Source organism: Nonomuraea sp. NPDC050536 (assembly GCF_044457685.1).
Taxonomy (GTDB): Bacteria; Actinomycetota; Actinomycetes; order Streptosporangiales; family Streptosporangiaceae; genus Nonomuraea.
Genome location: NZ_JBITHD010000006.1, coordinates 424,080 through 446,843, shown reverse-complemented (window position 1 = coordinate 446,843; position 22,764 = coordinate 424,080). Strand labels below are relative to the sequence as shown.

The 22,764-nt window shown below is 66.3% G+C and carries 18 protein-coding genes and 2 pseudogenes; 13 read left to right on the top strand and 7 right to left on the bottom strand.

Annotated elements, in window-relative coordinates; genetic code table 11:
• Nucleotides 1–712: 712 nt before the first annotated feature.
• The gene (locus ACIBHX_RS20655) at nt 713–1,132 is read right to left on the bottom strand and encodes a MarR family winged helix-turn-helix transcriptional regulator (protein WP_397068747.1); all 420 of its coding nucleotides are present in this window, start codon (nt 1,130–1,132) and stop codon (nt 713–715) included.
• A gap of 86 nt (nt 1,133–1,218) precedes the next feature.
• Between ACIBHX_RS20655 and ACIBHX_RS20650 the strand changes: the two genes are divergently transcribed.
• Nucleotides 1,219–2,040 carry an SDR family NAD(P)-dependent oxidoreductase gene (locus tag ACIBHX_RS20650; protein ID WP_397068746.1) on the top strand — a complete coding sequence of 274 codons (822 nt, stop codon included), beginning with the start codon at nt 1,219–1,221 and terminating at the stop codon, nt 2,038–2,040.
• Here ACIBHX_RS20650 and ACIBHX_RS20645 read toward each other — a convergent pair.
• Entirely contained in the window at nt 2,037–3,233 is a 1,197-nt protein-coding gene (locus ACIBHX_RS20645) for an MDR family MFS transporter (protein ID WP_397068745.1), read from the bottom strand. The two genes, ACIBHX_RS20650 and ACIBHX_RS20645, sit on opposite strands and share 4 nt — an antisense overlap.
• 26 nt (nt 3,234–3,259) lie before the next feature.
• Nucleotides 3,260–3,517 carry a hypothetical protein gene (locus ACIBHX_RS20640; RefSeq protein WP_397068744.1) on the bottom strand — a complete coding sequence of 86 codons (258 nt, stop codon included), beginning with the start codon at nt 3,515–3,517 and terminating at the stop codon, nt 3,260–3,262.
• 103 nt (nt 3,518–3,620) lie between these two features.
• Here ACIBHX_RS20640 and ACIBHX_RS20635 point away from each other — a divergent pair, with 103 nt between their 5' ends.
• The 4 genes and pseudogenes from ACIBHX_RS20635 (at nt 3,621) to ACIBHX_RS20620 (ending at nt 8,291) form a co-directional block, all read left to right on the top strand.
• Nucleotides 3,621–7,025 carry a WGR domain-containing protein gene (locus tag ACIBHX_RS20635; protein ID WP_397068743.1) on the top strand — a complete coding sequence of 1,135 codons (3,405 nt, stop codon included), beginning with the start codon at nt 3,621–3,623 and terminating at the stop codon, nt 7,023–7,025.
• 148 nt (nt 7,026–7,173) lie between these two features.
• Entirely contained in the window at nt 7,174–7,314 is a 141-nt protein-coding gene (locus tag ACIBHX_RS20630) for a hypothetical protein (protein WP_397068742.1), read from the top strand.
• A gap of 265 nt (nt 7,315–7,579) precedes the next feature.
• A pseudogene (locus tag ACIBHX_RS20625) lies at nt 7,580–7,645 on the top strand (hypothetical protein); the annotation flags it as partial.
• Between the two features lie 76 nt (nt 7,646–7,721).
• Complete coding sequence (locus ACIBHX_RS20620) at nt 7,722–8,291, top strand: Tn3 family transposase (protein WP_397068778.1); 570 nt, start codon at nt 7,722–7,724, stop codon at nt 8,289–8,291.
• A gap of 748 nt (nt 8,292–9,039) precedes the next feature.
• On the opposite strand, the gene ACIBHX_RS20615 is transcribed toward ACIBHX_RS20620, so the two are convergent.
• Nucleotides 9,040–9,492, bottom strand: a complete 453-nt coding sequence (locus ACIBHX_RS20615) for a tyrosine-type recombinase/integrase (RefSeq protein ID WP_397068741.1) — start codon at nt 9,490–9,492, stop codon at nt 9,040–9,042.
• 592 nt (nt 9,493–10,084) lie between these two features.
• Here ACIBHX_RS20615 and ACIBHX_RS20610 point away from each other — a divergent pair.
• Nucleotides 10,085–10,420, top strand: a complete 336-nt coding sequence (locus ACIBHX_RS20610) for an integrase core domain-containing protein (protein WP_397068740.1) — start codon at nt 10,085–10,087, stop codon at nt 10,418–10,420.
• A gap of 155 nt (nt 10,421–10,575) precedes the next feature.
• Here the strand turns inward: ACIBHX_RS20610 and ACIBHX_RS20605 are convergent.
• Nucleotides 10,576–10,845: pseudogene (locus ACIBHX_RS20605) on the bottom strand (hypothetical protein); the annotation flags it as partial.
• 193 nt (nt 10,846–11,038) lie between these two features.
• Nucleotides 11,039–11,608: a PadR family transcriptional regulator gene (locus ACIBHX_RS20600; protein ID WP_397068739.1), complete on the bottom strand. Its 570-nt coding sequence runs from the start codon at nt 11,606–11,608 to the stop codon at nt 11,039–11,041.
• A 933-nt stretch (nt 11,609–12,541) separates the two neighbouring features.
• Between ACIBHX_RS20600 and ACIBHX_RS20595 the strand changes: the two genes are divergently transcribed.
• Genes ACIBHX_RS20595 through ACIBHX_RS20565 form a run of 7 tightly spaced genes read left to right on the top strand, consistent with a single transcriptional unit; the run spans nt 12,542 to nt 21,108 of the window.
• On the top strand, nt 12,542–13,492 hold the full coding sequence (locus tag ACIBHX_RS20595; protein WP_397068738.1) for an aKG-HExxH-type peptide beta-hydroxylase: 951 nt from the start codon (nt 12,542–12,544) through the stop codon (nt 13,490–13,492).
• 4 nt (nt 13,493–13,496) lie between these two features.
• Nucleotides 13,497–14,621: a ThiF family adenylyltransferase gene (locus tag ACIBHX_RS20590; RefSeq protein ID WP_397068737.1), complete on the top strand. Its 1,125-nt coding sequence runs from the start codon at nt 13,497–13,499 to the stop codon at nt 14,619–14,621.
• Entirely contained in the window at nt 14,618–15,808 is a 1,191-nt protein-coding gene (locus ACIBHX_RS20585) for a YcaO-like family protein (RefSeq protein ID WP_397068736.1), read from the top strand. The genes ACIBHX_RS20590 and ACIBHX_RS20585 overlap by 4 nt, the downstream gene beginning before the upstream one ends.
• A 9-nt stretch (nt 15,809–15,817) precedes the next feature.
• Nucleotides 15,818–16,804, top strand: coding sequence for an aspartyl/asparaginyl beta-hydroxylase domain-containing protein (locus tag ACIBHX_RS20580; protein ID WP_397068735.1), 987 nt, complete (start codon nt 15,818–15,820; stop codon nt 16,802–16,804).
• Complete coding sequence (locus tag ACIBHX_RS20575; RefSeq protein WP_397068734.1) at nt 16,801–18,630, top strand: prolyl oligopeptidase family serine peptidase; 1,830 nt, start codon at nt 16,801–16,803, stop codon at nt 18,628–18,630. The genes ACIBHX_RS20580 and ACIBHX_RS20575 overlap by 4 nt, the downstream gene beginning before the upstream one ends.
• Nucleotides 18,631–18,640: 10 nt before the next feature.
• Nucleotides 18,641–19,882: an MFS transporter gene (locus tag ACIBHX_RS20570; protein WP_397068733.1), complete on the top strand. Its 1,242-nt coding sequence runs from the start codon at nt 18,641–18,643 to the stop codon at nt 19,880–19,882.
• Between the two features lie 50 nt (nt 19,883–19,932).
• Complete coding sequence (locus tag ACIBHX_RS20565) at nt 19,933–21,108, top strand: cytochrome P450 (protein ID WP_397068732.1); 1,176 nt, start codon at nt 19,933–19,935, stop codon at nt 21,106–21,108.
• A 12-nt stretch (nt 21,109–21,120) separates the two neighbouring features.
• Here ACIBHX_RS20565 and ACIBHX_RS20560 read toward each other — a convergent pair whose 3' ends face one another.
• Nucleotides 21,121–21,987: a class I SAM-dependent methyltransferase gene (locus tag ACIBHX_RS20560; protein WP_397068731.1), complete on the bottom strand. Its 867-nt coding sequence runs from the start codon at nt 21,985–21,987 to the stop codon at nt 21,121–21,123.
• Between the last annotated feature and the right edge of the window lie 777 nt (nt 21,988–22,764).

Genomic DNA, 22,764 nt, shown 5'->3' with positions numbered 1-22,764 from the left:
GGCACGGACGCCCCGGTCAGTGGTGGCCTCGCGGCTGAGCGCCTGGCCAATGGTGGCCCTATGGAGGACCTTGATGATCCAAGAGCTGGTAAGAGATCTCTATCTCCAGCATTGGAAGTGAGCCCTCGCGGAGGGCTCACTTCCAAAAAGGCGACGCCCACATGGGGATCCTTAAATGGAACTCGACCGCCACCGATGAAGGTGTAGATCTCTACGCAACTCTGGGTTCATGCAATTATCCGACATCGAGCCTGCATCTGAACCAGGCGGCTCCACTACGCGGCGTCCCAGAGCCGATCACCGATCCAGCCGCAATCGCCGACCTGAACCTACGCCGACGAGACCGACTCGGTGGAGTCCTCCACGAGTACTCACATGCCGCCTGAACTGCGTGATGGGTTTTCGGCAGGTACACCTGCGCCGCGTACTCCTGGATTGGGTCCTGATCCTCAGCGAGCGCCACCTGGCCCTCGTGCTCCACGAGTATCTGATCCACTACAACGGGCACCGGCCGCGCCAGTCCCGGCAGCAGCGGCCTCCGGACACCGCAACGCAACCCGTCCGGGAGGTGACCGAGCTCCGCGATCTGCGATCCATCTGTCGAAGACGCGTCGTGGCGGGCATGATCAGCGAATAGCGCCACGCCGCTTAGCCGCAGCTCAGGCCGCGTAACCCAATATTCGAGCGGTACAGCGGGGCTTGCCGGCTGCGGTCATGCCTCCAGTACGAGGTGCAGCAGCTCGCGCAAAGACTCGCGCTGCTGCGTGGTGAGCTGGGCCAGCGGGGCGGAGGCGAAGGGCATGCGGGCGCGGAGGTCGGCGGCGACGGTGCGACCGGCCGCGGTGGTGGCGACGCGTTTGACGCGGCGGTCGATCGGGTCGGGGCTCCGCTCGACCAGGCCGCGGGACTCCAGCCGGTCGATGATCGCGGTCACGTTGGAGGGCTCCGCGTGCAGCCGGTCGGCGATGCTGCGCATCGGGGCCGGATCTTCGGCGGCGAGCAGTGCCTTGACCTGGAGCGGAGTCAGCCCGTGGGTGGTCGCGGCGGCCTCGGACTCCTGGGTGTAGCGGCGGCTGATGGCCGCGAAGAGGCCGACGATCTCCCTGGTCAGCTCATGCGGTGGAGTGGACATGGGATTCATCCTACCGATGTGCTTATACTGACATAGTTATGATTAACCTTAATTATGTTTCATAAGTAGATGAGGGGTAGCTGAAGATGAGCGCCAAGACCGTCCTGATCACCGGCACCTCCTCCGGCATCGGCCTGGCCACCGCCGTCGCTGCCGCGCGGAGCGGCTGCCACGTGGTCGCCACCATGCGCGATACCGCCAAGGCGGGCGCGCTGCTGGCGGCGGCGGAGGAGACCGGCGTTACCGTCGATGTCCGGGCACTGGACGTGACCGATCCTGCCTCGGTCGAGGCGTGCGTGGCCGGCCTCGACCGGCTGGACGCGCTGGTCAACAACGCCGGTGCGGGCCACATCGGCACGCTGGAGCAGGAGAGCGTCAAGGACGTGCGTGCCGTCATGGAGGTCAACTTCTTCGGTGTGCTGCACGTGACGAAGGCAGCCCTGCCGCTGCTGCGGGCGAGCAAGGGCCGGGTGGTGACCGTGACCAGTGTGGGCGGAGTGATCGGCCAGCCCTTCAACGAGGCTTACTGCGCTGCCAAGTTCGCGGTCGAGGGGTTCATGGAGTCCCTCGCGCCGGTTCTGGCGGCGGCCGGCGTGTCCGTCAGCGTGGTCGAGCCGGGTGCGGTGGCCAGCGAGTTCGTCAGCAACGTGGGCTTCAGCGACGCCGTACTGGAACAGGCCGGGTCGTATGCGCCCGCGCTGTCCGCGTACCTGGAGCGCACCCGCGGCGCCTTCGCCAACGCGCAGACGCCGCAGGACGTGGCGGCACAGATGGTCGAACTGCTGACGGCCGAGCGGCCGGCCTTCCGCGTGCTCACCTCGGACGCCGCGCGCGCCTTCGCCGGGGCGAAGCTCAAGGACCTCGACGGCTCGGCCGTGCAGACGCTGACCAGCGCATGGGTCGCCTAGGAACTGTCTGACCGGCTGGGTAACAGAGCCGTCAGGGCGAGTGCTGCCGCGCTGCACAGGACGGTGCAGGTGATCCACAGGGCTGATGGGTTGATGGACAGCAGTTGGGTGCCGAGCAGTGAGGAGATCAGCCAGCCTGATGACCAGGCCAGTCCGTACAGTCCGGCGTAGCGGCCGCGCAGGTGTTCGGGGGCCAGATGTGCCACGATCGCGCCACTGACCGCTGCGGTGATGGTTTCGCCGACGGTCCAGATCGCCACCGTGGCGAGGTAGGCGGCGGTGGTGTGGGCGGCTGCGGTGAGTCCGAAGCCGATTCCGAGCAGCGCCGCTCCGGCGGCCCAGATCCGGCCGGGATCGCGCTTTTGCAGCCAGGGGCCGATGAGCGGTTGGAGAACGCAGATCAGGATGCCGTTCAGTGCCATGCACATGCCGTAGAAGGAGGGGGAGAGGCCGTGTGCGCGCATGGCCAGCGGGAGGGTGGAGTCGCATTGGAAGTAGACGAAGGCGTAGGCCAGGACGCAGAGGGTGAAGGCGAGCATCTTCCGGTCGTGGATGACGCGGCGGAAGCCGCCGGGGGTGTCGGTGCCGCGGGGCTGTGGCTGGGAGCCGGGTATCAGGCGCCAGACCAGAAGGCCGAATAGTGCTCCGGTGAGGGCGTCGGTCCAGAACAGGGCGGTGAAGGAGGTTTTGGCCAGGAGGCCACCGGTGGTCATCGCGGTGGCGAAGCCGAGGTTGACCGCCCAGAACAGCAGCCCGTACGCGCGGGTGCGGTCGGCTTCGGGGACCAGGTCGGCGACCATGGCTTGGGCGGCCGGCCGGTAGGACTCGATCGTGATGCCGAGCAGGCCGACCAGGACGACGATCACTGGGATTGGCCGGGTGTGGGCGAGGGCGACCAGGATGATGGAGGTGCTGAGGGTGGCGGCCAGCATCGTCTTCCGCCTGCCGATCCGGTCGGCGAGGACCCCGCCGAGCAACTGCGAGAGCAGCGCTCCTGCGCCGGAGGCCGCCATGACGCCGCCGGCCTCCGGGATCGACAGGCGGCGGACGCTCACCAGGTACAGCGTCATGAACGGGGTGGCCATGGTGCCCATCCGGTTGATGAGCGTCCCTGCCCATAACGCCCAGAACGCCCCGGGTAGCCCGCCGAATCGGGCGCGCAGGAACGACGGCGCCTGGGCGACCTGGGTCATGAGGGTCTGTCTCCGATCGGTTGCGGTCAGACGGCCGTGATGAGCGCATGCAGTGCCAAGGCGGCGATCACGGCACTGGAGGTGAGTGCTGTTATGAGCTGCCCGCGGCTGCCGGTCAGGGCCCTGCCGAGCAGCGCGCCGCCGCCGGCCAACATCAGTTGCCAACTCGCGGACGCGGTAAAGGCGGCCAGGGCATAGCCCGCGCGCTCTGGGTAGCTCAGGGCGGCCGTGCTCTGGCTGCCGAGCACGAGCGCCGCGAAGTAGATCACGGTGAGGGGGTTCATCATCGTGATCGCGAGCAGGGCCGTGTAGGCGCGAGCGGGTTTCTTCGTCCTTGACGACGGGGGCGACAACTACACGCTGCTGGACGTCCGCGGGGACGGGCGGGTGTGGTGGCAGGACCACGACACCCGCGAGTTCTACGTCCACTTCGACTCGCTGGACGACTGGCGCGCCTTCAAGGAGGAAGTGGGCAAGGGCGGCGACGAGAACGAGCTTCGCGATGCCTTCCGGACCGAGGAACGGCCGGCGGCCCGGTGCGGCGAGGCGCCCGGCACGCCGGCGCTGGCCACGAGATACCAGTGGCTGGTCTGGCTACTCGCGCAACCGCTGCTCGACGACCGGGGCCGGGCGACCCAGGACGACGACGAGCTGGCACGGAGCGCCATCGGGCATTTCCGCGCCGCCTGGCCGACAGATGAGGCCGCGGAGAAGAGCCTGCTGGCGGAGCTGCCGCTGCTGGCGGGGGATCCGCATCTGGCGATCTACTGGCTGCTGCACACGTCGCTGCTGGCGATGGAGCCGCAGCGGGCACGAGTGCTCGCCGCGATCGAGCAGGCGCCGTGCCGTACGCCGCTGGTCGACGCGTTCGCGGCGGCCTTCGGGTCACTGCCGCTGGACGGGGACGTGACTATCGTGCCGGGGTTCAGGAAGCGCCGCTCGCTCGCGCTCCTGTACATCGGCGACGACGCACCCGAGACGGAAAGGGCGCGCACCGCGCTGGTCTCCATGGAGGTCGAGCCCCGGGCGAGGTCGCTGACGAAGTTCGTGCTCGTCTGCGACGGCCTGGAGGGGGGCACGTTGACGGACGCCGAGGTCGCCGCGGCGGCGACACGGATGGATGCGGCGCCCGGCTCCGCGGCGCTGCGCGCCCTGCTCGACCGGCGCGCCGGGAGGGAGGCCAGCCGCCATGCCGACGAGTTCGCGCGGACGGCGACCACCACCGGCGAGACCTGGCCGTGGGTGCTGGGGGCGTTGTGGCCGGTCCATTCGCTGGTTCGCGACCTGGACGCGCTGGAGACGGTGATCGGCTTCCTGCTGGACAGGGATCCGTACCATCGGCGCGTCCTCACCATGCTCCGGCACGCTCAGGGACTGGCCGGGCGCGAGTTCCTGATGCCCGCCGACGAACTGGAGCGGGCGCTGGCGCTGGCGGAGGCGTCCACACCGATCCTGGAGGACCTGGCGGCGACGCCGGAGGACCACTCGGCGATCATCGCGAGGATCGCCGACCCGGCGTTGGCGCGGGTGGTCGCGCGCCGCGTCCTGCACCGTGCGGACGTGGACGAATACGCGGTCGAGGTGAGCTCGTGGGCGATCCGCGCCGTCCTCGCGGGTGACGATCCCGACCGGGGGGAACTCGTCGCCCGGGGTTTCGAGGCTCTGCCGTTCCAGTCCCACCAGCAGGTGCTCGCCGACGTCGCCGGCGAGATCACCTCCCCCGGCCACCCTCTGGTCCGCGTCATGCTGCGGGTGCTGGAGCACACCGCCGAGCCCGACGACGCCGACTTCATGGCGACCTACACGGTCAAGCAGATGAACAAGGCGATCTTCACGGCGCTCGCACCGTTCGCGCACGAGCCGGAGATCTTCGACGAGCTGATGCCCATGGCAGAGCTGCCCACCGACCATATGACCACCGATTCGCTGTGGAGCGAGCTGTTCAACCCGTTCAGCAAGGAGACTTACGTCCTGCCCCGGCTCTCGGACGAACAGGCGGTGCGGGTGGCCAGGGCGCTGATCGCCACCCGGCTCACGCATCCGGTCATCCTCGCCCGCAACGCACACGCCCTCGCCTCCTCCATCGCGGAACCGCCCTTACAGCCCGACGAGCACGCGCGCGCCACCCGGTGGGACAACCCGCTGGAGACTGAGGAGCCGGCCAGGCAGCTGGAGGCGGTCCTGTCCGGAGCCGCGGACGACAAACGCCGCCGCCTCGTCGAGAAAGGCGCGGCCGCCCGCCTCCAGGGCACGCCACGGCTGAAGATCTCCGACAAGAAACTCGACATCCTGGCCGGTACGACTGTCCGGCGACGGCTGCTGCATGACAGGACGACCGGGGAGGTCTGGTTCCTCGACATCGACGGGGCGGTGCACGCCTTCGATGGGTACGAGATCACCGGCCTTCCCTTCGAACCCCGAGCGACCGGCTATGGCCGCATGCGAGCGTTCCTCGATGGTGTGACCGAAATATCTGAGCGTGCGCTGTTCTGGGACCGCCGGGCAAACGAATTCGTCGAGGTCACCCGCTATGGCGACCGGATGACCTACGTGTGGGGCCGGAGCGACAGCTCGCTCGACGGTCTCGGCCTCTCCTTCCCCGGCGTCGACGCGGCAGCCGACGCGTTCGCCCGCGTGAAGAGCAGCGTCGCGGCGGCCGGCATGACCGAGACGAGTCCCTGGTACGTGCCGGGCAAGGGCGCGGTCCTGCGCACCTTCCGCACGCCGGACCCCGACGGCCCGAGCAGCTCAAGCGACTATCGCCGCGTGTTCGACCGGAGGATCGGCGGCGGCCCTCGTTTCGCCACCGAGGCGGAGGCGATCGCCGCACACGAACGGTGGGAACTGGAGGCGCAACGGGACCGCGACGCGGGCCTGACCTGCCTGGAGTGGCAGGACAACCGCCTCCGGCCCGAGGACATGACCGTGGGGGAATGGATCAGGGACCGGATCCGGGACGACCTCAGCGACGCGGCCTGGCACGCCCGGGCGCTCACCGAGATCGTCGATTACCTGAGGAGCCACGGCTACGGTGACCTGATCGGCGCGATCGAGGTCGAGGTGGGCTCGGGCATCTCCGACGACGAGATCGCCGCCTACGAGGCCGAGCACCGGCACCCGATCCCCGAGGTGCTGCGCGCCTTCTGGCGCGAGATCGGCCACGCCCGCTGGTCCGTGGGCGGGGTGGGAATGCGGGTCCTGTCGCCGTCGCAGGTGCTGTCCCGCCGGCCGGCCGCGCGGCAGCTGGGGGAGGACTACCTTCGAGGAATGGCTCCTGCCGAAGCCGACGCCGCCCGGCCGCTGATGGGCGCGCTGGACGTGCTGGTCGAGACGCTCGACGGCTCTGTCATCACCGTGCTCGCCGACTGGGAGGCCAAGGAGGGCAGGGTCTTCACCCATGCCGACTACGATCCACGCAGTATCTGGTGGGAGAGCTCTCTGTCCTGGATGCTGGCGACGCGCTTCCTCGACGTCTTCGCCGACGCGATCGAGGAGGCCGCACCCGTGGTGGCGCAGCTCTACCACGGCCAGCAGCTGAACCCGGACGCGCAGCGTCGCTACTTCGAGCTGCGGGAGCAAGGCAAGGCCACCAGGTTCTGGGAGCTCCTGTACGACGAGACATTCGGCTCGGTCTCCACCCGCTCAGGAAAGGTCGGCGCGGCCGGTGCCGTACGTACCAGACGGTACGACCCGGCCCGCGCGGCCCGCAAAGCGGCCAAGCTGATCGCCGCCAGGGAGAAGGACGGCTACCGCGAAGCCGCACCCGTCCAAGCCCGGGCCGACGCCCCCTGACCGCCCCGCGAGCCCGGCTCCGCCGAGGGCCGGGCCTCCACCCTGCGCCTGCCGATAATTGCGTCCGCCCAGTTCACGGGCATGTGGGCTTTGCGTGGCTTGCGCGAGCTCCGGCCCTCAGCCGGCGCATGCGGCATGATGATCGGCTGTGCTCCTGCTCCTGGCCTATCTCGTCGTTACGAACGCCTTCGCCGCGCTGCGACTGCTACCGATGGGCAATCGGGACAAGGGCGTCGAGATACTCGCCCTGCGCCATCAGATCACCGTCCACGATCTGACCGCTGCCTGATCTGGAACGAACGCCTCCTGCGGCACGCCCTGCGAGATGCGAACGGGTCAAGACGGGGATCGTGGATTCCTAGGCGAAAACCCAACAGATCGCTCAGGCAGGCACGCGCTCCTGGTCAGCATCGTCAAAGGGGGGATAGCTCTCGCTACCGCTCGCACCGGCCGGTGCTGTTCACGCTGGTCGATCGGCGCAGTGACTGGATACCGGAGAGCACCCCGGTCGAGGTGGACGGCGAACCGCCGACACCCAAGGCCAGTCCCTGCCGGTGTTCGGCCTGGCGACGCTGCTGGGCTTCGAGCTTCTTCCCAGGATCAGGAACTGGCACGACCTGATCTTCTACCGGCCCGACCCGCGCACCTGCTACCAGCACATCGACGCCCTGTCTCGGCGACAACGTCGACTGGGACCTGATCGAAAAGCACTGGACCGACCTGCTGCGCACCGCGATCTCCATCCGCGAGGGCCGGGTGCCCTCGGTGACGCTGCTGCGCCGGCTGGGCAACCACTCCTGCAAGCACCCCCTGTACCGGGCGTTCCGGGAGTTGGGGAGGGTCATCCGTACGATCACGTTGCTGAGGTACCTGTCCGAGCCAGAACCGCGCGAGCCGATCACCGCGATCACGAACAAGGCCGAGGCGTTTCACGGCTACCGGAGTGGCTGGCTGCTGCTGGAGTTCATCCCGGCCGCAGAGCGGGCCCGCGCTGGCTGCGTGCGGCACGCCGGAATCTCCCAGCCGCGGGTGTCGGTACACCTGTCCTGCCTGGTCGCGTTCCGGCGCCGGAATGGCCGCCCGCGGGATGGGGGTGTACGGGTTCGTACGGAAAACGTGACTCCATCCGGTCGGCCCGGACACCCTGGTCCTACCGCACCGAGGGAGTGCTCGCGGCTACCGCCGTCGCAGGCTCACAAGGTGGGACCCGCCGGACCCGATTGCTCCCTCTGTGGGTGCCGCGGTCGCGGTGATGGAACCTGCTAGGTGGGACCCGCCGGACCCGATTGCTCCCTCTGTGGGTGCCGCGGTCGCGGTGATGGAACCTGCCAGGTGGGACCCGCCCGACCCGAAGCCTGCCTCTCTGGCCGCTGACGCTTCAGGTAGCGCGACCGCCGTCCAGGGTGTCGTACAGCCGGACGCGACTGCCATCGAATACGGCCTGTAGGGCCGGACTGCAGCACTGGTGGAAACTCGCCGGTGACCCGACCGTCGTAACCAGCCCCACATCCAACTACACCATCGTGTTCGCGCGCGGCGGTGACGGGAAGATCGGCTACACCCAAAACTCCGGGTCGGGCTGGTCACAATGGGCCGAAGTCAACAGCAACTGGCGGTTCGCCGGTGACCCTGTGGGTGCCGAAAAATTGTGCGCCCGCAGGGCGCCGCCGTGCTCCGTGCGTGCTCGTACGCCACGGAACGCACCGTCAGGATCCGACACGGTGTGACATCGAAAGCCGCACGGTGGGGGACGAACTGTCACTGAGCCCCACAGTGCGGAACTAAAAGATCTTGCTTCTAATCCGACGGTCGCAGGTTCGAATCCTGCAGGGCGCGCTTTGATCATGTGCCTGCCCTGCGGGAATGCTGGATCGGATGCGTTCTAGAACAAAACTCTCGGCATTGCGTGCTCCGTGCGTGCTCGCGCGCACGAACCCCGCACACACCATGATCCATTCATCGGTCCTTGGGTTATGCCAGGAAGAGCAGCGGGGCCGGATGCTTTATCCGATGGTCAGCCTTGCAAGGAGATGAGTTTCCCGGGCTGTATGCGGTCTTCGCCGAACAGCAGAGCTGCGGTCTTCTCGGCGGCGGTGGTGGCCACGTGTGCGTAGACGGAGGTGTAGGTGTCGGCGGTGAAGGCGCTCGAGGTGTGTCCCAGCGTTTCCTGGACCACTTTCATCTCCACGCCGGCGGCCAGCACGAGCGAGGCTGCGCCGCGGCGCAGGTCGTGCAACCGGACGGGGGAGTGTCCCTGCCGATAATGCGATCCATGCAGGTCATCCTGCTTGTCTGATTGATCTCTTGGTGTACCGGTTCTGCTCTCGGAAGGAACAGAGTCGCGGCAAGATGATCGCTTGTGATTCTCCGCCTGGCTTGTCTGGCCGTCACGAACGCCTTCGCTGTGCCGCGGTTGTTGCCGCTGGGGGATCGAGACAAAGACGTCGAGCTTCTTGCCTTGGGTCACCAGATCACCGTTCTTGAACGGCAGTTCGGCGTGGATACCAGGGTGAGGTTCGCTCCTGAGGATCGCGCCTTCCTGGCCGCGCTACTGGCGTCGCTGCCTGGCGAGGTCCTGGGCCGGCTGCGGCTCCTCGTGCATCCGGACACCGTCCTACGCTGGCACCGCGATCTGCTGAAGCCCGTCATGCCCGCGCCTGTCGGCCCAAGCGGCCTGGGCGCCCGCCCACCGTGCGGTCCATCCGCGTGCTCATTCTGCGGCTGGTCCGAGAGAACCCCTCGTGGGGCTACCGGCGCGTGCACGGCGAGCTCGCCACGCTCGGCGTCAAGATCGCGCCTTCCGCCGTCTGGGAGATCCTCAAGCAGGAAGGCATCGATCCGTCCCGTGAGCGGGCATCTGTGACGTGGGCAGACTTCCTGCGCTCCCAAGCCGACGCGCTACTGGCCTGCGCCTTCATCGAGATCGTCACCCTCAACAGGCAGCGCAGCGCCAGTACATCCTGGCGGTCATCGAGCACGCCACCAGGCGGGTCCGGGTTCTGGGCACCACGGCCCATCCGACCGCCACCTGGGTCATCCAAGGGATCAAGAATCTCTTGATGGATCTGGAGGACGCCGGCTGCCGAGCGCGACATCTGATTCGGGACCGGGGCGGGACGTTTGCGGTCCGCATGGAGGAGATCTTTGCTGACACCGGCATCCAGATCGTGCTCATCGGTGTCTGGATGCCGCGGATGAACGCGGTCATGGAGCGGTGGGGGCAGTCCTGCCGCCGCGAACTCCTGGACCGCTGCCTGCTCTGGAACGAACGCCACCCGCGGCATGCCCTGCGCGCGTATGAGGAGTTCTACAACCAGCACCGAGCCCATCAGGCCCTGGCTCAAGCTGCGCCGCTGCGTACTGTCCCGGATCCGATCATCGATCTAGAGACCTGAACATACGCCGACGCGATCGACTTGGAGGAGTCCTCCACGAGTACTCACATGCCGCTTGAACTGCATGGATGCAATTCTCGGCAGGCACACACCAAACTCGGCCCTTTCTGACTCGATGAACTCCACCACGGTCATCGGTTCAGCGAGTCCTCGACCTATAGGATCACGGATCGTTTGAGGACATCACCCTCGTCCTCCAGCTCGGCGCGCTCCTTCTCCCAGGCGGCCTTGTCCTTGGCGTGCTGCTTGACCAGCTCGGCCTTCTCCCGCTGCAGCCGCGCCGGCTCCTCCTGCTCGGACTCCTTTAGCTTGCCGCCTCCGTCGCCGTCGCGCCCGACCTGCCCTGTTGCGTGCCGGTCCATCTGCACCCAGTTGTGCAGCGTGTACTCGTTGATACCAAGATCCCGCGCGATGTGCGCGACGGGTTTGCCGGTCTCCTTGAGATACGCACCGCCCCGGCCCGGAACTCCGGATCAAAACGCCGCCTCGTTGTTCCTGCCACGACCAAGCCTGCCTTGGTTCGGTCTCCACGTTACGAGGGGAAGCCCATCCGCCCGAGTGTGTCAGCTGCCTGGCGGTCTGGCCATCGACGACTGGGCTGCGGGAGTCCCGAGTCACCTACAGCGGGCCCGAGCCTTGTTCGGGCGACGAGTCTTCGGGGCCGCGGATCTCGGCTGGCAGCTCGCTCAGCCATTGAACGACACCGCTCTCGTAGGCGATGCCGAGCCCGATCAACGCCAGAGCGTACACGTCGGGGGCATCAAGCTCCTCTGTCGCCGCGCGCAGTTGTTCGTAGTGCGCAAGGCGCTGCTGATGGTGCACGCGCTGCTCGTGGATCAGCGCGAACCGATTGGCGGGCGGGAGGTGTCGGCCAAAGGTCAGCTTCAACAGCCACGGGATGCGGTGGCTCTCCCGGCCGGGTGGTTCGCGCATCCACTCGGCGAAGGCGGCGCGCCCGGCGTCAGTGATACTGTACGGCCGACGATCCCGCGCACCGCGTTCACTGGCCTGCACCAGCCCCTTCTCGGCCATAGCGGACAGCTCCCGATACACCTGGCTCTGGTTCAGCGCCCAGAAGTCGCCCAGCACGAATTCGGCCGCCCTGACCAGATCCCATCCCGTCATGGGCTCCTCATGTAGCAGGCCGAGCAGGGACGCGGAGGTGGTGTTGAGAGGGCGTGCGCTCATGGGCAGCTTTCTAGCACGCCCGGACGGCAGGGTGCATGCGAGAAACCCAGAAATGATCTTTACCTAGTACTGTACTAGGTCTTGACACAGCACAGTACTAGGTCAACACTGACGACTATTCAGGGAAAATTACAGCGAACGAATTATCTGTGCAGCAAAGCCGGAAATCCTCTCGGCGCCTGGCGTTGGGCTGAGCTTCGTCGCGCTCGGCGTACTCGTGCGGGGCGTGCCGCAGGTGGCGTTCGTTCCACAGCGGGCAGTGGTCCAGGAGTTCGCGTCGGACGACTGCACCCATCGCTCCATAATTGAGCTAATACGGTGAGCACCGTCTGAATCCCGCTCTCGGCAACGTCTGTCGACGTAATCGACTTGGAGGTGGCCTGAAGGGGTGCCGGCACTGGCTTGATCTGGCCGGATGATTAATCGGCACTCGTCTCATACTCGCGGGAACTTAACCGCCACATATTGTCATCGTGCGGTTCGATGCCTTGTTACCGCGAATCTCTCCGACTTGCTTCCGTGGCCTTGAATTAGCAGTTCAGCGCGCCTTCGGCGGCCGACGGCATGCCCGTAAACGACACCCGATAGGGCGTATCCATAGCGGATACGCGCTCGCCGCACTATCGCTCTTCAGGCTCGACAACGATGATCCACCATAGTCTTGAAGTTCGGTAAATACAAGACTTGTTCTTCAATGAAGTAATGCTTTCATTGACAAATGAAGGCATTTCGCCTTTGACCTCACCGCCCGAAGGAGGCGCAATGATGGAACCCCGACCCACAGAGATCACGCCCGTGGAAATTCAGGTCGAGCAGGTCAGTGACGAGCAGCTGCCTGAGTACGCGCTGCTCATTGACTGCGAGTACTGATTAGCGATTGCGGGACCGAGTCGAGACAAGCTTGGTCCCGCATTTAAATCACCGGGAGCGCGTATGAGCGTCGTCATGCCGGATGAATGGGTGGCCGCCCAGGAGCAGGCGGCATTGACCGCAACGCTGCGGCGAGTACTCCTACAGGCGTTTCCGAACATTTCACAGACAGACGATGCGCTACTGCTCTATCCCGGGTTCTTCTCTGCCGCCCACCGGAGCCAGCGCGATCAATCCGGCGGCACTGCCATGGGCGAGCTGCTTCGAGCCGCGGTAGAGAGCCAACGAAGAGCCACCGGGTCCGGGTGCTCCCAGTGGGCGGTGGATCTGGCGCCGTCAGAGCCCCACCTGCGGCAGAGCGCCGAACGAGCGATCGCTCAAGCTCCCAGGCCAACCGGGCCTTCCGGCGGCAGACACGTCTCGGTGATTCCCTGGAACGCCGGGCAACGGGCGGTTTTCTGCGATGCGGCGAGCCTCGTCGCCGACGCGTGGCCTCAGATGCTGGCGGAACTGCGTGTCGTGGTCAAGCAGATCGCGCTCCTTTGCGGCGGCGGAATCGCGGGCTACACCGACTTCGCCACGCACGGGACCGTCTACATCAGCGAACGCCGCCTGGCGGGCGGACGCGGCAGTCTCGACCCCGCGATCGTTCTGGCGGAATCGCTGATCCATGAGGGCACGCACAACCGCTGCAATGCCGCGACGACACTCACCCCGCTCCTCAAGCCGTCCGGCGGAAGGAACGCCCCCCTCCTGCAGACTCCGCTCAGGAGCGATCCGCGACCGCTTTCCGGTCTGCTTCAGCAGCTCGTGGTCCTCGTTCGATGCACGTATTTCTATGAACAGCTCATGGAGAGAAGCGGGCTCGATTCTCGTGATTCATGGGAACGGCACGACGAGCTCGCCCGCCAGGCCAATCAGGCGTTGACCGCGGCCAGAACGCAGATCTCGAGCTTCACCGCCCAAGGACGCGCGGTACTGCACGAGGCACAATCATTTTGCGACAAGAGGTGAACCTGTGGAATTCAGCCCGGAGAGACTGCTGGCGATGCGACGTTCCGTGCAGGCGGTCCCCGAAGACTCGGAAACCGTGGTGCTGATATCTCGTTCGGGTGCATCGATACGGCTCACCATGCCGGGCTTTCCGCTACTTGAAATCGTTGAGTCAATCCAGGCCGGAACCACATTCGCGGACCTCGTCGCACGATTCTTTCCCGAAGAACGTGGCGACGCGGGCCGACTGCTCGCAGTTCTGCACGCGCACGGACTGATCACGAACCCGGTGAGCCCCGACACCCTGCCGCCGCCGGCGGACCGGGAAAGGTTCGATCGCCTGATCGCTTATTTCGGCGAATTCGAAACAAGCACGGCCTCGAGATATGACTATTTTACCGGACTCCGAGATGCTCATGTGATATTCGTTGGCCTTGGCAGCATGACCAGCTGGATCCTGGGTCATCTCGTGGCCTCGGGAGTCGGCCGCATCACGGGTATCGACGACGACCGCGTGGCACTGTCCAATCTCGCTCGACAGGCGTTCTTCACCGAGGCGGACGTCGGCCTGCCGAAGGTCGACGCCACCAAGGCGGGCGTATATCGCCTGTCCACGCTCACCGATTTCCAGCCCATGACCCGCGCGATCGGTTCTCCGGATGACGCCCTGGACGTGCTGCGGCAGATAGGCTCGGCGGACCTTGTCATCCTCACCGCCGACCAGCCGCTCTGGTTGATCGCCGACTGGACGAGCCAGGCCTGCGCCAGGCTCCGCCTCCCGCTGCTGCGTGCCAACGTACACGGTGTCGGACCGATCAAGATCACCGCGGAGTCGGCGTGTCCGGCGTGTGAGCTCTACGCACTGCGCGAATCGCCGGGCGCGGAGCGACTCCTGACGTACCGAGCCGGCCCGAGCTATCGCAGCGCCTACAACAGCGCCACGATCAGCACGGAGATCGCGATTCAGGGGGCGGTCGCCGCCCACGAAGCGATCGGACTTCTCACGGGGGCTTGGCCGCCCCTGTCGGTCGGGCAACGGCTGCGCGCGACTCCGCGACCACAGCTCATGGTGGATCGCAAGCCCGTGAGCAAGCACCCCGACTGTGTGGCGTGCCGACTCAGCGACGAGACGCGCACCCAGGGCATGTGATCACCTTGTCCGACGCCGACCTCTTCGACCGGGTGCGCCTCTTCCACCCCTACACCGGCCTGGACCTGGTTTTCGGCCGGACCGCTGTGCGATCCGACGCGTTCTCGTCCAGCAGCGCCAGCGGCGATCAGCAGGTAATCATCGGCGCCGCTGCGGGTTTCGACGACCACGACGTGCGCAGGCGAGCGCGGGGTGAACTCATCGAGCGCACCGGCAACATCCTCAATGGGCGGGCCGCGGAGCAGCGTGCGGATGTGATCGCCTCCTACCACGAGCTTCGCCGTGCTGGCCGGCCCGCGGTCGACCCCGTGCAATGGGCCGATGCACCGGCCTCGAGCGATCCGCGCGGCATGCGCATGATGTGGGTTGAGGCGGAATCGCTGACCGGCGATGGTCACGTACTGGTACCGGCGAGCGTCGTGTTCCTTCACCATCGGCCACCTGCCGGCTGCGGCATGCTCCTTCGCGCCACCTCCGCCGGCCTGTCCGCGCACACTGGTCGCGACCCGGCGATAGCGCATGCTCTCCTCGAGGTCCTGGAGCGTGATCTGCTGTGGAGAGCCTGGTATTCGGGCGAAAGCCGACCGGCCCCTGTCGACCTGGAGCCGAGTCCGCCGCTTCGACGGGTTCTCGCGGCCTTGGAGCTCGATCACACCCTCCTGGCCGTTTCCCCGAACGACGACCTGTGGTGTGTGATCGCCTGCCTTCATCGTCCTGATCGGACAGAGCAGACCTTCGGCGCCAAGTGCATGATCCCGGTCGACAGTCGATCCTGGCACAAGGCCGTAGAGGCGGCGCTGCTGGAGGCCGTCATGGTCCGCTGGAGCATGACCAGCCCGGTGGCCGTTCGAGCGTGGCAACGGTTCCAGGCCAGTGGCGGTGACAGGTCGCCTGAGAATCCGCTCGAGCATGCCCTCCTCGCCTATCACGAACGGGACGGCCTGGCGGAACTGCTGGGCATCGCCCGCGAGGAGTCTGTTGGCCCGTCCGCAACAACCGAGCGGAAGGACACCCCCACCCTCGCACAGGACATCGCCGCACTCACCGGGCAAGACGTGCTGTTCGTCGACACAACCGCGCCTGCACCATCCCAGTACGGCATGAGCGTCGCTCGTGTCGTGGCCCCTGGGGCAAGGCGTTTGCCTACTGCCGAACCCACAGCAGACCGGCCACACCCCTTCGGTTAGTGAGATCGCATGACAAACTCCCCCACACTTCCGGCAACGGCAGCGCTCCGGCTCTCGTTCGACATCGAAGCGCTGGCAGCGGATCTGAGAGCACTGGCCGATCATGCCTGGCAGCCGGAAACGCCCTATGCCGCCACCGGCCCCAGCGAGCCGCTGACCCCGGACTGGACCGCGTTGCCGTTGCGAAGTCAGGGCGGCGACCCCACCCGGACCGATCCCGGCGGTCCGGGGCTTCACGAGTTCAGCGACACGCCGCTGATCGAACGGGTGCCCAACCTCAGGACCGCACTCCGCGCGCTTCCGTGTGAACTGCGCGGTGCCCGGCTCCTGGCGCTGGCCCCTGGTGGCGCGGTCGAAGAGCACACAGACCCTCATCATGGCCTGGACGTCGGACACGTGCGGCTGCATGTTCCCATCGCCACGAACCCGCGGGCACGCATGTTGCTCGATGGACAGTGGCACCATTGGACGGCCGGGCGGCTCTGGTACGGCGACTTTTCGCGCCTGCACGCCCTTCGCAACGACGGAGCGACGACTCGCGTTCACCTGGTCGTCGACTGCCTGGTGAACGAGGCCTTGATCGCCCTCTTCCCTGACGACTTCCGAGCCCGCTTGAGCCCTCTCAACACACTGCTCAACCGCCCGCCGAGACCTCTGACCTCCAGCGAGGGCGGGGCGTATCTGTGCGACTTCACGTTGCCGACATCGCTGATGGGCAGGTTGCACGACGGGCAGGAAGGCCACTCCTTCTGCGAAGGCTGGATCGGCTACTTCGGCCACGACCTCTGCCTCTACGTCGATGGGGTGCCGGCTTTCGCGCTGGTCCATCTCGGCGGGGGCGAGTTTCGCTTCGCCGGTTGGACTGAGGAGCGCACGGTCGTGGTCAGGCGCATCGGCTCGACGTCCTACGAGATCGCCTTGAGATTCCGTACGGCCAGCAAGATCCGGGAAGTCACGCGGCCGGCGGCCGCAGCCACCCAGGTCCCGCTTCCGTGAAGGCGTCGGGCTCGGTGGAGAACGCCGCGGAGACCTACCTTCGGTTCGCGGACATCGCCTACCAGCGAAGCTTCACTCACGTACCTCGGACCTGGCAGGTCTGCTATGTAGCCAACGAGCTGTCGCAACCGGATCTGTGGCTCGTGGACCTGCGGACAAAGGCGCGCCGTCCGATCACGCAGTTCAAGGACAGATCCGTTCGCGCGTTCTGGATCGCCGACGACGCTCGAACGGTCGCCATCCAGGCCGACGTCGGAGACGAACGCCCAAGCCTCTACCTTGCGGATCTGCACGATGCGCCATCCGGGCTCAGAGCGGCCCCGCTGCCGGACGGATTCCGGCTCGTCGCCGGCGGGGCGGGGTTCCTCTCCGGCACCTACCGCCTCGCTCTGATGTTGGCCAACAACCAGACCGGCACGATCGCCGCAGGCTCGCTCAACGTGTTGACCGGAAAGGTCGAGGTCTCATGGGATCGCGGTGGCGCCCTGGTTCCCGTCGCCATCGCGGCGGGCGGAGAGGCGCTCATTCTGCGCGGCGCCGCGTCGAACCTGGACAGTAACCTCTACTTTCTCGACCCAGGCCTCTCCCAGCCGCGCTTGCTCACACCGCACACCGGGGAATGCAGGAGCGAGGTGGTCGACAGGATCTTCTCTGATTCCTTACTGCCCGTCATCACCGACATCGACGCCGAGTTCTCCTACCTTGCCGAAATAGATCTCCACTCAGGCTCGACCACCACCGTGCTGCGCGTCGACCAAGATGTGGAGTCTGCCGTACGTCTCAGCGGCGGCCGTTTTCTGTGCTCGGTCAACGAAGCCGGATACAGCGGTCTGCTGCTCTGCGATCCACACGGCCGCCACCCGGCGAAAGTGGACGTCCCACGTGGTGTCATCACGGAGATGTTCTCCGGCACGACACCGGAGGGCAGGCAGTTGATCGGTCTGGGACTCGCCACCCCCGGCCACCCGCCGGATCTTCTGGTCGCAATGGCCGATCACGAGCTCGGCGCCGTCGACTGGGCTCCGGTCGTCGCCTCGCGGCGTTCGCCGACGCCCCGTCCAGTTATCTGGCCCGAGAGCGTGGAACTGGGCGGCGTGCCGTGTCTGCTCTACAGACCGGATCAGGCGCCATCTGCCCACGTTCCCGTACTCATTTCCTTCCACGGCGGACCGGAGGCGCAGGAACGTCCCGCCTTTTCCTACAACGGGCTCTATCAAGCGCTTCTTGCGCACGGTATCGCGGTCGTCGCGCCGAATGTGAGCGGCTCGACCGGCCATGGCAAGTCCTATCGCAAGCGGATCTACGGGGACTGGGGAGGAATAGACGCCAGGGAGGCGACAGCTCTCCTGGACGCTCTCGACGAACTTCCGTGGTGCGCGGGGACGACCCGCGGGCTGTTCGGCGTTTCGTACGGAGGGTTCCTCGCGCTGACGCTGGCGGCCCTCCAGGGCCGCCGTCGTGTCCACGCGGTAGCCGTACTCAACGCCCCTTCGGATCTGGTCACTCTGGTCGACGAACTCCCACCGGCATGGCGCACCTTCGCCGCGCGGTGGATCGGGCACTCGAAGAGGAGCGCAGCCGAAATCGCGGCACGAAGCCCGTTCCAGATGCTCGGACCGGAGTTCCCGCCGTTGCTTCTCGTGCACGGCGGCTTCGACGCCCGCGTGCCGGCAACGCAGTCTGTTCGCCTTCATGAAAAGGCAACAGGGGCCGGGGTACGGTCACAACTCGTCGTCGCTGACGGCGGTCATGGATTGACGAGGAACGAAGAATGGCGGTCGACGTTCTCCACAACCGCCGCGTACTTCGTCGATCATCTGGTGTGACGGAGGAACGATGAGTCGGACGGCCCAGGACTCGACCAGATCATGGCGGACGCACATAGCGGCCCTGGTCGGCAGCGTCGCGGTGACGAGCACGAGCGACGGGATCCTTTTCGTCTCCGCGCCGCTGATCGCCACGTCGATGTCGGATGACCCTCGGGTCATCGCAGGCGTGACGGTCGCGGCGACGTTGCCGTATCTGGTGCTGGCTCTGCCCTCTGGACTGCTGGTCGATCGGCTGCCGCTGCGGCCGATGCTGCTCACTGTCGCACTCACCCGAGCCATTTTGGCGGGCATTCTGGCGCTCGCCGTCGTCACCGGGCAATTGTCACTGCCGCTGCTGTACGTCTGTGTATTCAGCCTCGAGGCCTGTCGAGCGACTTTTGACACCACCGTCAAGGTGGTCACTCCACAGATAGTTCCCAAGGATCAGATCGAGAGCGGAAACCGCCGGATCCTCTTCGGGCAGTTTCTTGGAGACGGCATCACGGGGCGCAGCCTCGGCGGTTTGCTCTATGCGTTCGGCTCGCAGCTCTCACTGCTGGTCTACGCTGTCTGCCAGCTCGCCGTGGCGTTTCTTTCCCGTACGGCCGTCCGCGGGATTCCCGTTCACCGGCGCGGCATCTCATCACGTGACCTGACCGCAGGTCTGGCGTGGGTCGCCGGGAACGGCCCGATAAGAGGGCTCGCCGTCCTCCACGGGTGCCGGTCCCTGACCAGCGGCGCGACGAGCGGTGTTCTCGCGGTCTTCCTGTTGCAGGAGCTCGATGTGCCGAGCCGCTGGTACGGCATCATGCTCGTCTCCCTCCCCATCGGGGGCTTCATCGCGCTCTACGTCAGCAGAAAGGCGGTCCGCTTAGCCACGACACCCCAAGTCATCCTGAGCGTCCTGGCAACCGACATCGCGCTCTATTTCCTCCTCGGAGTGACCGGCACCAGCGTCGTCGTGCCAGTCCTCCTCGCGGCCATCGCCTTCAACGGAGTGCTCTGGAACCTGTCCACGCTGGGATTCAGACAGCGGATCGTGCCAGGCGACGTACAAGGCCGGGTGCAGAGCGTCTACGCGGCTCTCCAGTTCGGCTTGATACCTGCGGGTGCGGCAGCAGGCGGCTACCTGGCCACCCTCGACGGCGCGCGCCCCGTCATCGTCTCCGCGGGCATCTTCCTCGTCGCGCCGTTGGTCTATGCGCTGCTGCTCCGACCATCCGTACAGGCTGCGGCTCTTTCCGCCGAACGAGAGGAATCCCGCGAATGACAGCACCGAGCACGGGTAGCAACGTCGATCGGCTCATCTCGCGTCTCTTGATGAGTGAGGAGGGCCGAGCAGATCCGACCGGCGTGTGCGCGGATCTGCGATCGGAAGGCGCGGTGCTGCCCACGGGCCATGGGCTCTGGTTCACCACGACTTATATCGAGACCCGGGAGGTGCTGCGCAACGAGATCTGCACCCGGGGCGGAGTCCGGCAGCGCGCCGTCCGAGACCCGCGCCTCTGGGGCACCCGTCTCTTCGAGTGGGAGCAGAGTGTGCTGCCATTCATCGATCCGCCTGAACACACGCGTCTGCGCAGGCTCATCGGTGCCGCCCTCAGCGTTTCCTACATGGAAGATCAGAGGCCCCGCGTGGCGCGGTTCGTCCGGAGCACGCTGCTCAGAGGGCTCGAAGCCGGCCAGATCGACCTGATCGGCGACCTCGCCGCGCCGCTGCCCTTCTGGATCACCGCGGAGATGTTCGACATCCCACCCTCCGATCGGGACATGTTCCATTCATGGACACTCGCTCGCGCCGAGTCTCTGCAGCGGATCACCAACACCGTGCCGCTGGACGCGACCAACCAGGCGCTGGCGGAGAGCGAAGACTATCTGCTCGGGCTGATCGATAAGCGGGCGCACGCGCCCGGGGACGACCTGCTCAGCAGGATGATCTCTGTCGAGATCGACGGCGATCGGCTGGGCAGACGCCAGATAGCGGCGAATGTCAACCAGCTCTTCAGCGCGGGCCTGGACACGGTGAAGTATGCCATCGGCAACGCTTTTCATGCGCTGACCTCGAATCCTGACCAATGGCTTGTGCTCTGCGATGACCCGCGGCTTGCCGCCAACGCGGTGGAGGAGACTCTGCGGTACGAGGGCGGCTTTCTCCTGGCGCCGGTCCGCGTGCCCACCCGGGATCTTCACCTCGGCGGCTTCGTGATCCCCGCCGGAGATCGCATCTGCCCCATCCTGTACTCCGCCAATCGCGACCCTGCTCGGTATCGGGAGCCCGACCGCTTCCTCGTCGCGCGGGAGAACCCGCGCCCCCTGACGTTCGGCGGCGGAATTCACCGATGTATCGGAGCCGCGCTCGCCCGAGTTCAAGCGCAGGAGTGTCTTCGGCTGCTGGCGACCGAGGCGAAGACTCGCCGCCTCACGGTGGAGGAGGCCTCGCTGTCCTACGACATCGGCAGGAGAGGCCCAGAGAAGCTGAGCATCTCCTTCTCCTGAAAGCACGCTGGGTTATCCAGTGGGGTGGTCCCACCAGATGGTCACCACGTTTCGCTGACGGGTACCGGGCAGATACGGTTCGCCCGGATCGACGCCCAACTCCAGCAGAGCGTCCGCGACCTCGCCCGAACGCTGCTCTGGTAGGCAAAGCCGGATGCGCGTGATCTCCACGGCCGCGGCGAAGTCATCATACGGAGTGGCGACCTCGTGCGCCCATGAGCGCATCTTCGGACGCAGACCCATCGCCTCAACGATCTCGAACACGGCAGCCGCGGTCGGCCGATCGGGTCGGCTCAAGCCGTGAAACCGTGCCCACAGCGGGTTCAGTGCCGAGGGTGGAGGAACCTCGGTGAGTTCGATCACCACCCTCGTACCGGCGCAGCGATCCAACGCCAGGAGAAAGGGCGGGAGATCCCTGATGTTGTACAGGACGTTGTGGCACACGACAACGTCGGCGACCTCGCCTTCGTCGCGTGTCAACAGGACGTCGGACGCCTCTGGCCAGCGTCCGGCTATCAACCTCGCGGGCACGTCGAGTTGCTGCGCCCGTTCGGCCAGCCCCGTCAGCATGTCACGTGACGTGTCGATCGCGATGATCGATCCATGCCGGGCGACCGCGAGCGGGAGGCTTGCCGCACCCGCGCCGGCGCCGACATCCAGCACGGTCCCACCCTCCGGGAGCGCGTTGAGCGCGGCTTGGTAGGAGTGGCCGTGCGGCGCCTCCAGTTGCTCATCCGCGCGGCGCCCGAACAGTGGGGAGGGCATCACCCAAGGAGGTGTGGCGGCACCCGCGAGAATCTCCGTGGGAATGGCCCAGGCCTCCAGATCCGAGCGCCAGCGCTCCACCAACTCATCCAATGTTGGCCGTTCATCGGTCATGCAACGACCATCTCGCAAAGATCAGATGGAGCGGAAGAGGACTCTTCTCTCCTGCCTGGCTCAGGCTCGGAAGTGGGTGGCCTCCTCGGCCCACTGCTCGAAGGCGCGTGGGGCGCTGGTCCGCCCGCTCTGTGAACTTGCCCCAGTGTTCAACTGGTGCGGAGCAGCAGGTGTGAGTGGAAGCCACGCTGGTGGCGGCCAGCCATGGGGGCCGTGCTCGGTGCGTGCTCGTACGCCCCGGGACGTACCCTCAGGACCTGGCACGGCCTGACACGAAAGGCCGCGTAATAAGGACGAACCTGTAGCGCTTCAAAACTTGCACATAGTACGTGACCTGCAACGACGTGGCAGTCCGAGACCAGTCGTTGAGCATCCGCTCAAACTTGGTTGAGCGTTCGCTCAGAAGAAGGTGATCAATATCGGAAAACTCCAGCTCAACGTACGTGGACGAGTTTCCGGCACCAACACCCCCAGCCGATGAGGGTCTCCAGGGAGCAAGGCCGATGCCGAAGCCATCTCATCACCCCGTCATCTCGGATGCTCAACGTGCTTAGACGCGGCGTGGACGGCGGAAGTTCTCTGTCGTAGATCGCGTAGCCACGTGAGGTCCTGCGCCGGCTACGGCTTGCTCGTCCGGCCGGATATCGTCTTGCGCCGGCACCGCGATCTGATGAAACGGCGTCACGCCCGTACCTGCCACTGCGTGGATGGACCTTCCGGCAGGCGCGGACTCGAAGAGCTCCAGGCCCCGTGCCGCCGCCACGTCTCCCTGGTCCC

What these genes read in the sequence shown, in the direction of transcription:
- ACIBHX_RS20655 (WP_397068747.1), bottom strand. Translation starts at nt 1,132, where the DNA reads ATGTCCACTCCACCGCATGAGCTGACCAGGGAGATCGTCGGCCTCTTC.
- ACIBHX_RS20650 (WP_397068746.1), top strand. Translation starts at nt 1,219, where the DNA reads ATGAGCGCCAAGACCGTCCTGATCACCGGCACCTCCTCCGGCATCGGC.
- ACIBHX_RS20645 (WP_397068745.1), bottom strand. Translation starts at nt 3,233, where the DNA reads ATGACCCAGGTCGCCCAGGCGCCGTCGTTCCTGCGCGCCCGATTCGGC.
- ACIBHX_RS20640 (WP_397068744.1), bottom strand. Translation starts at nt 3,517, where the DNA reads ATGAACCCCCTCACCGTGATCTACTTCGCGGCGCTCGTGCTCGGCAGC.
- ACIBHX_RS20610 (WP_397068740.1), top strand. Translation starts at nt 10,085, where the DNA reads ATGGATCTGGAGGACGCCGGCTGCCGAGCGCGACATCTGATTCGGGAC.
- ACIBHX_RS20600 (WP_397068739.1), bottom strand. Translation starts at nt 11,608, where the DNA reads ATGAGCGCACGCCCTCTCAACACCACCTCCGCGTCCCTGCTCGGCCTG.
- ACIBHX_RS20595 (WP_397068738.1), top strand. Translation starts at nt 12,542, where the DNA reads ATGAGCGTCGTCATGCCGGATGAATGGGTGGCCGCCCAGGAGCAGGCG.
- ACIBHX_RS20580 (WP_397068735.1), top strand. Translation starts at nt 15,818, where the DNA reads ATGACAAACTCCCCCACACTTCCGGCAACGGCAGCGCTCCGGCTCTCG.
- ACIBHX_RS20570 (WP_397068733.1), top strand. Translation starts at nt 18,641, where the DNA reads ATGAGTCGGACGGCCCAGGACTCGACCAGATCATGGCGGACGCACATA.
- ACIBHX_RS20565 (WP_397068732.1), top strand. Translation starts at nt 19,933, where the DNA reads ATGAGTGAGGAGGGCCGAGCAGATCCGACCGGCGTGTGCGCGGATCTG.
- ACIBHX_RS20560 (WP_397068731.1), bottom strand. Translation starts at nt 21,987, where the DNA reads ATGACCGATGAACGGCCAACATTGGATGAGTTGGTGGAGCGCTGGCGC.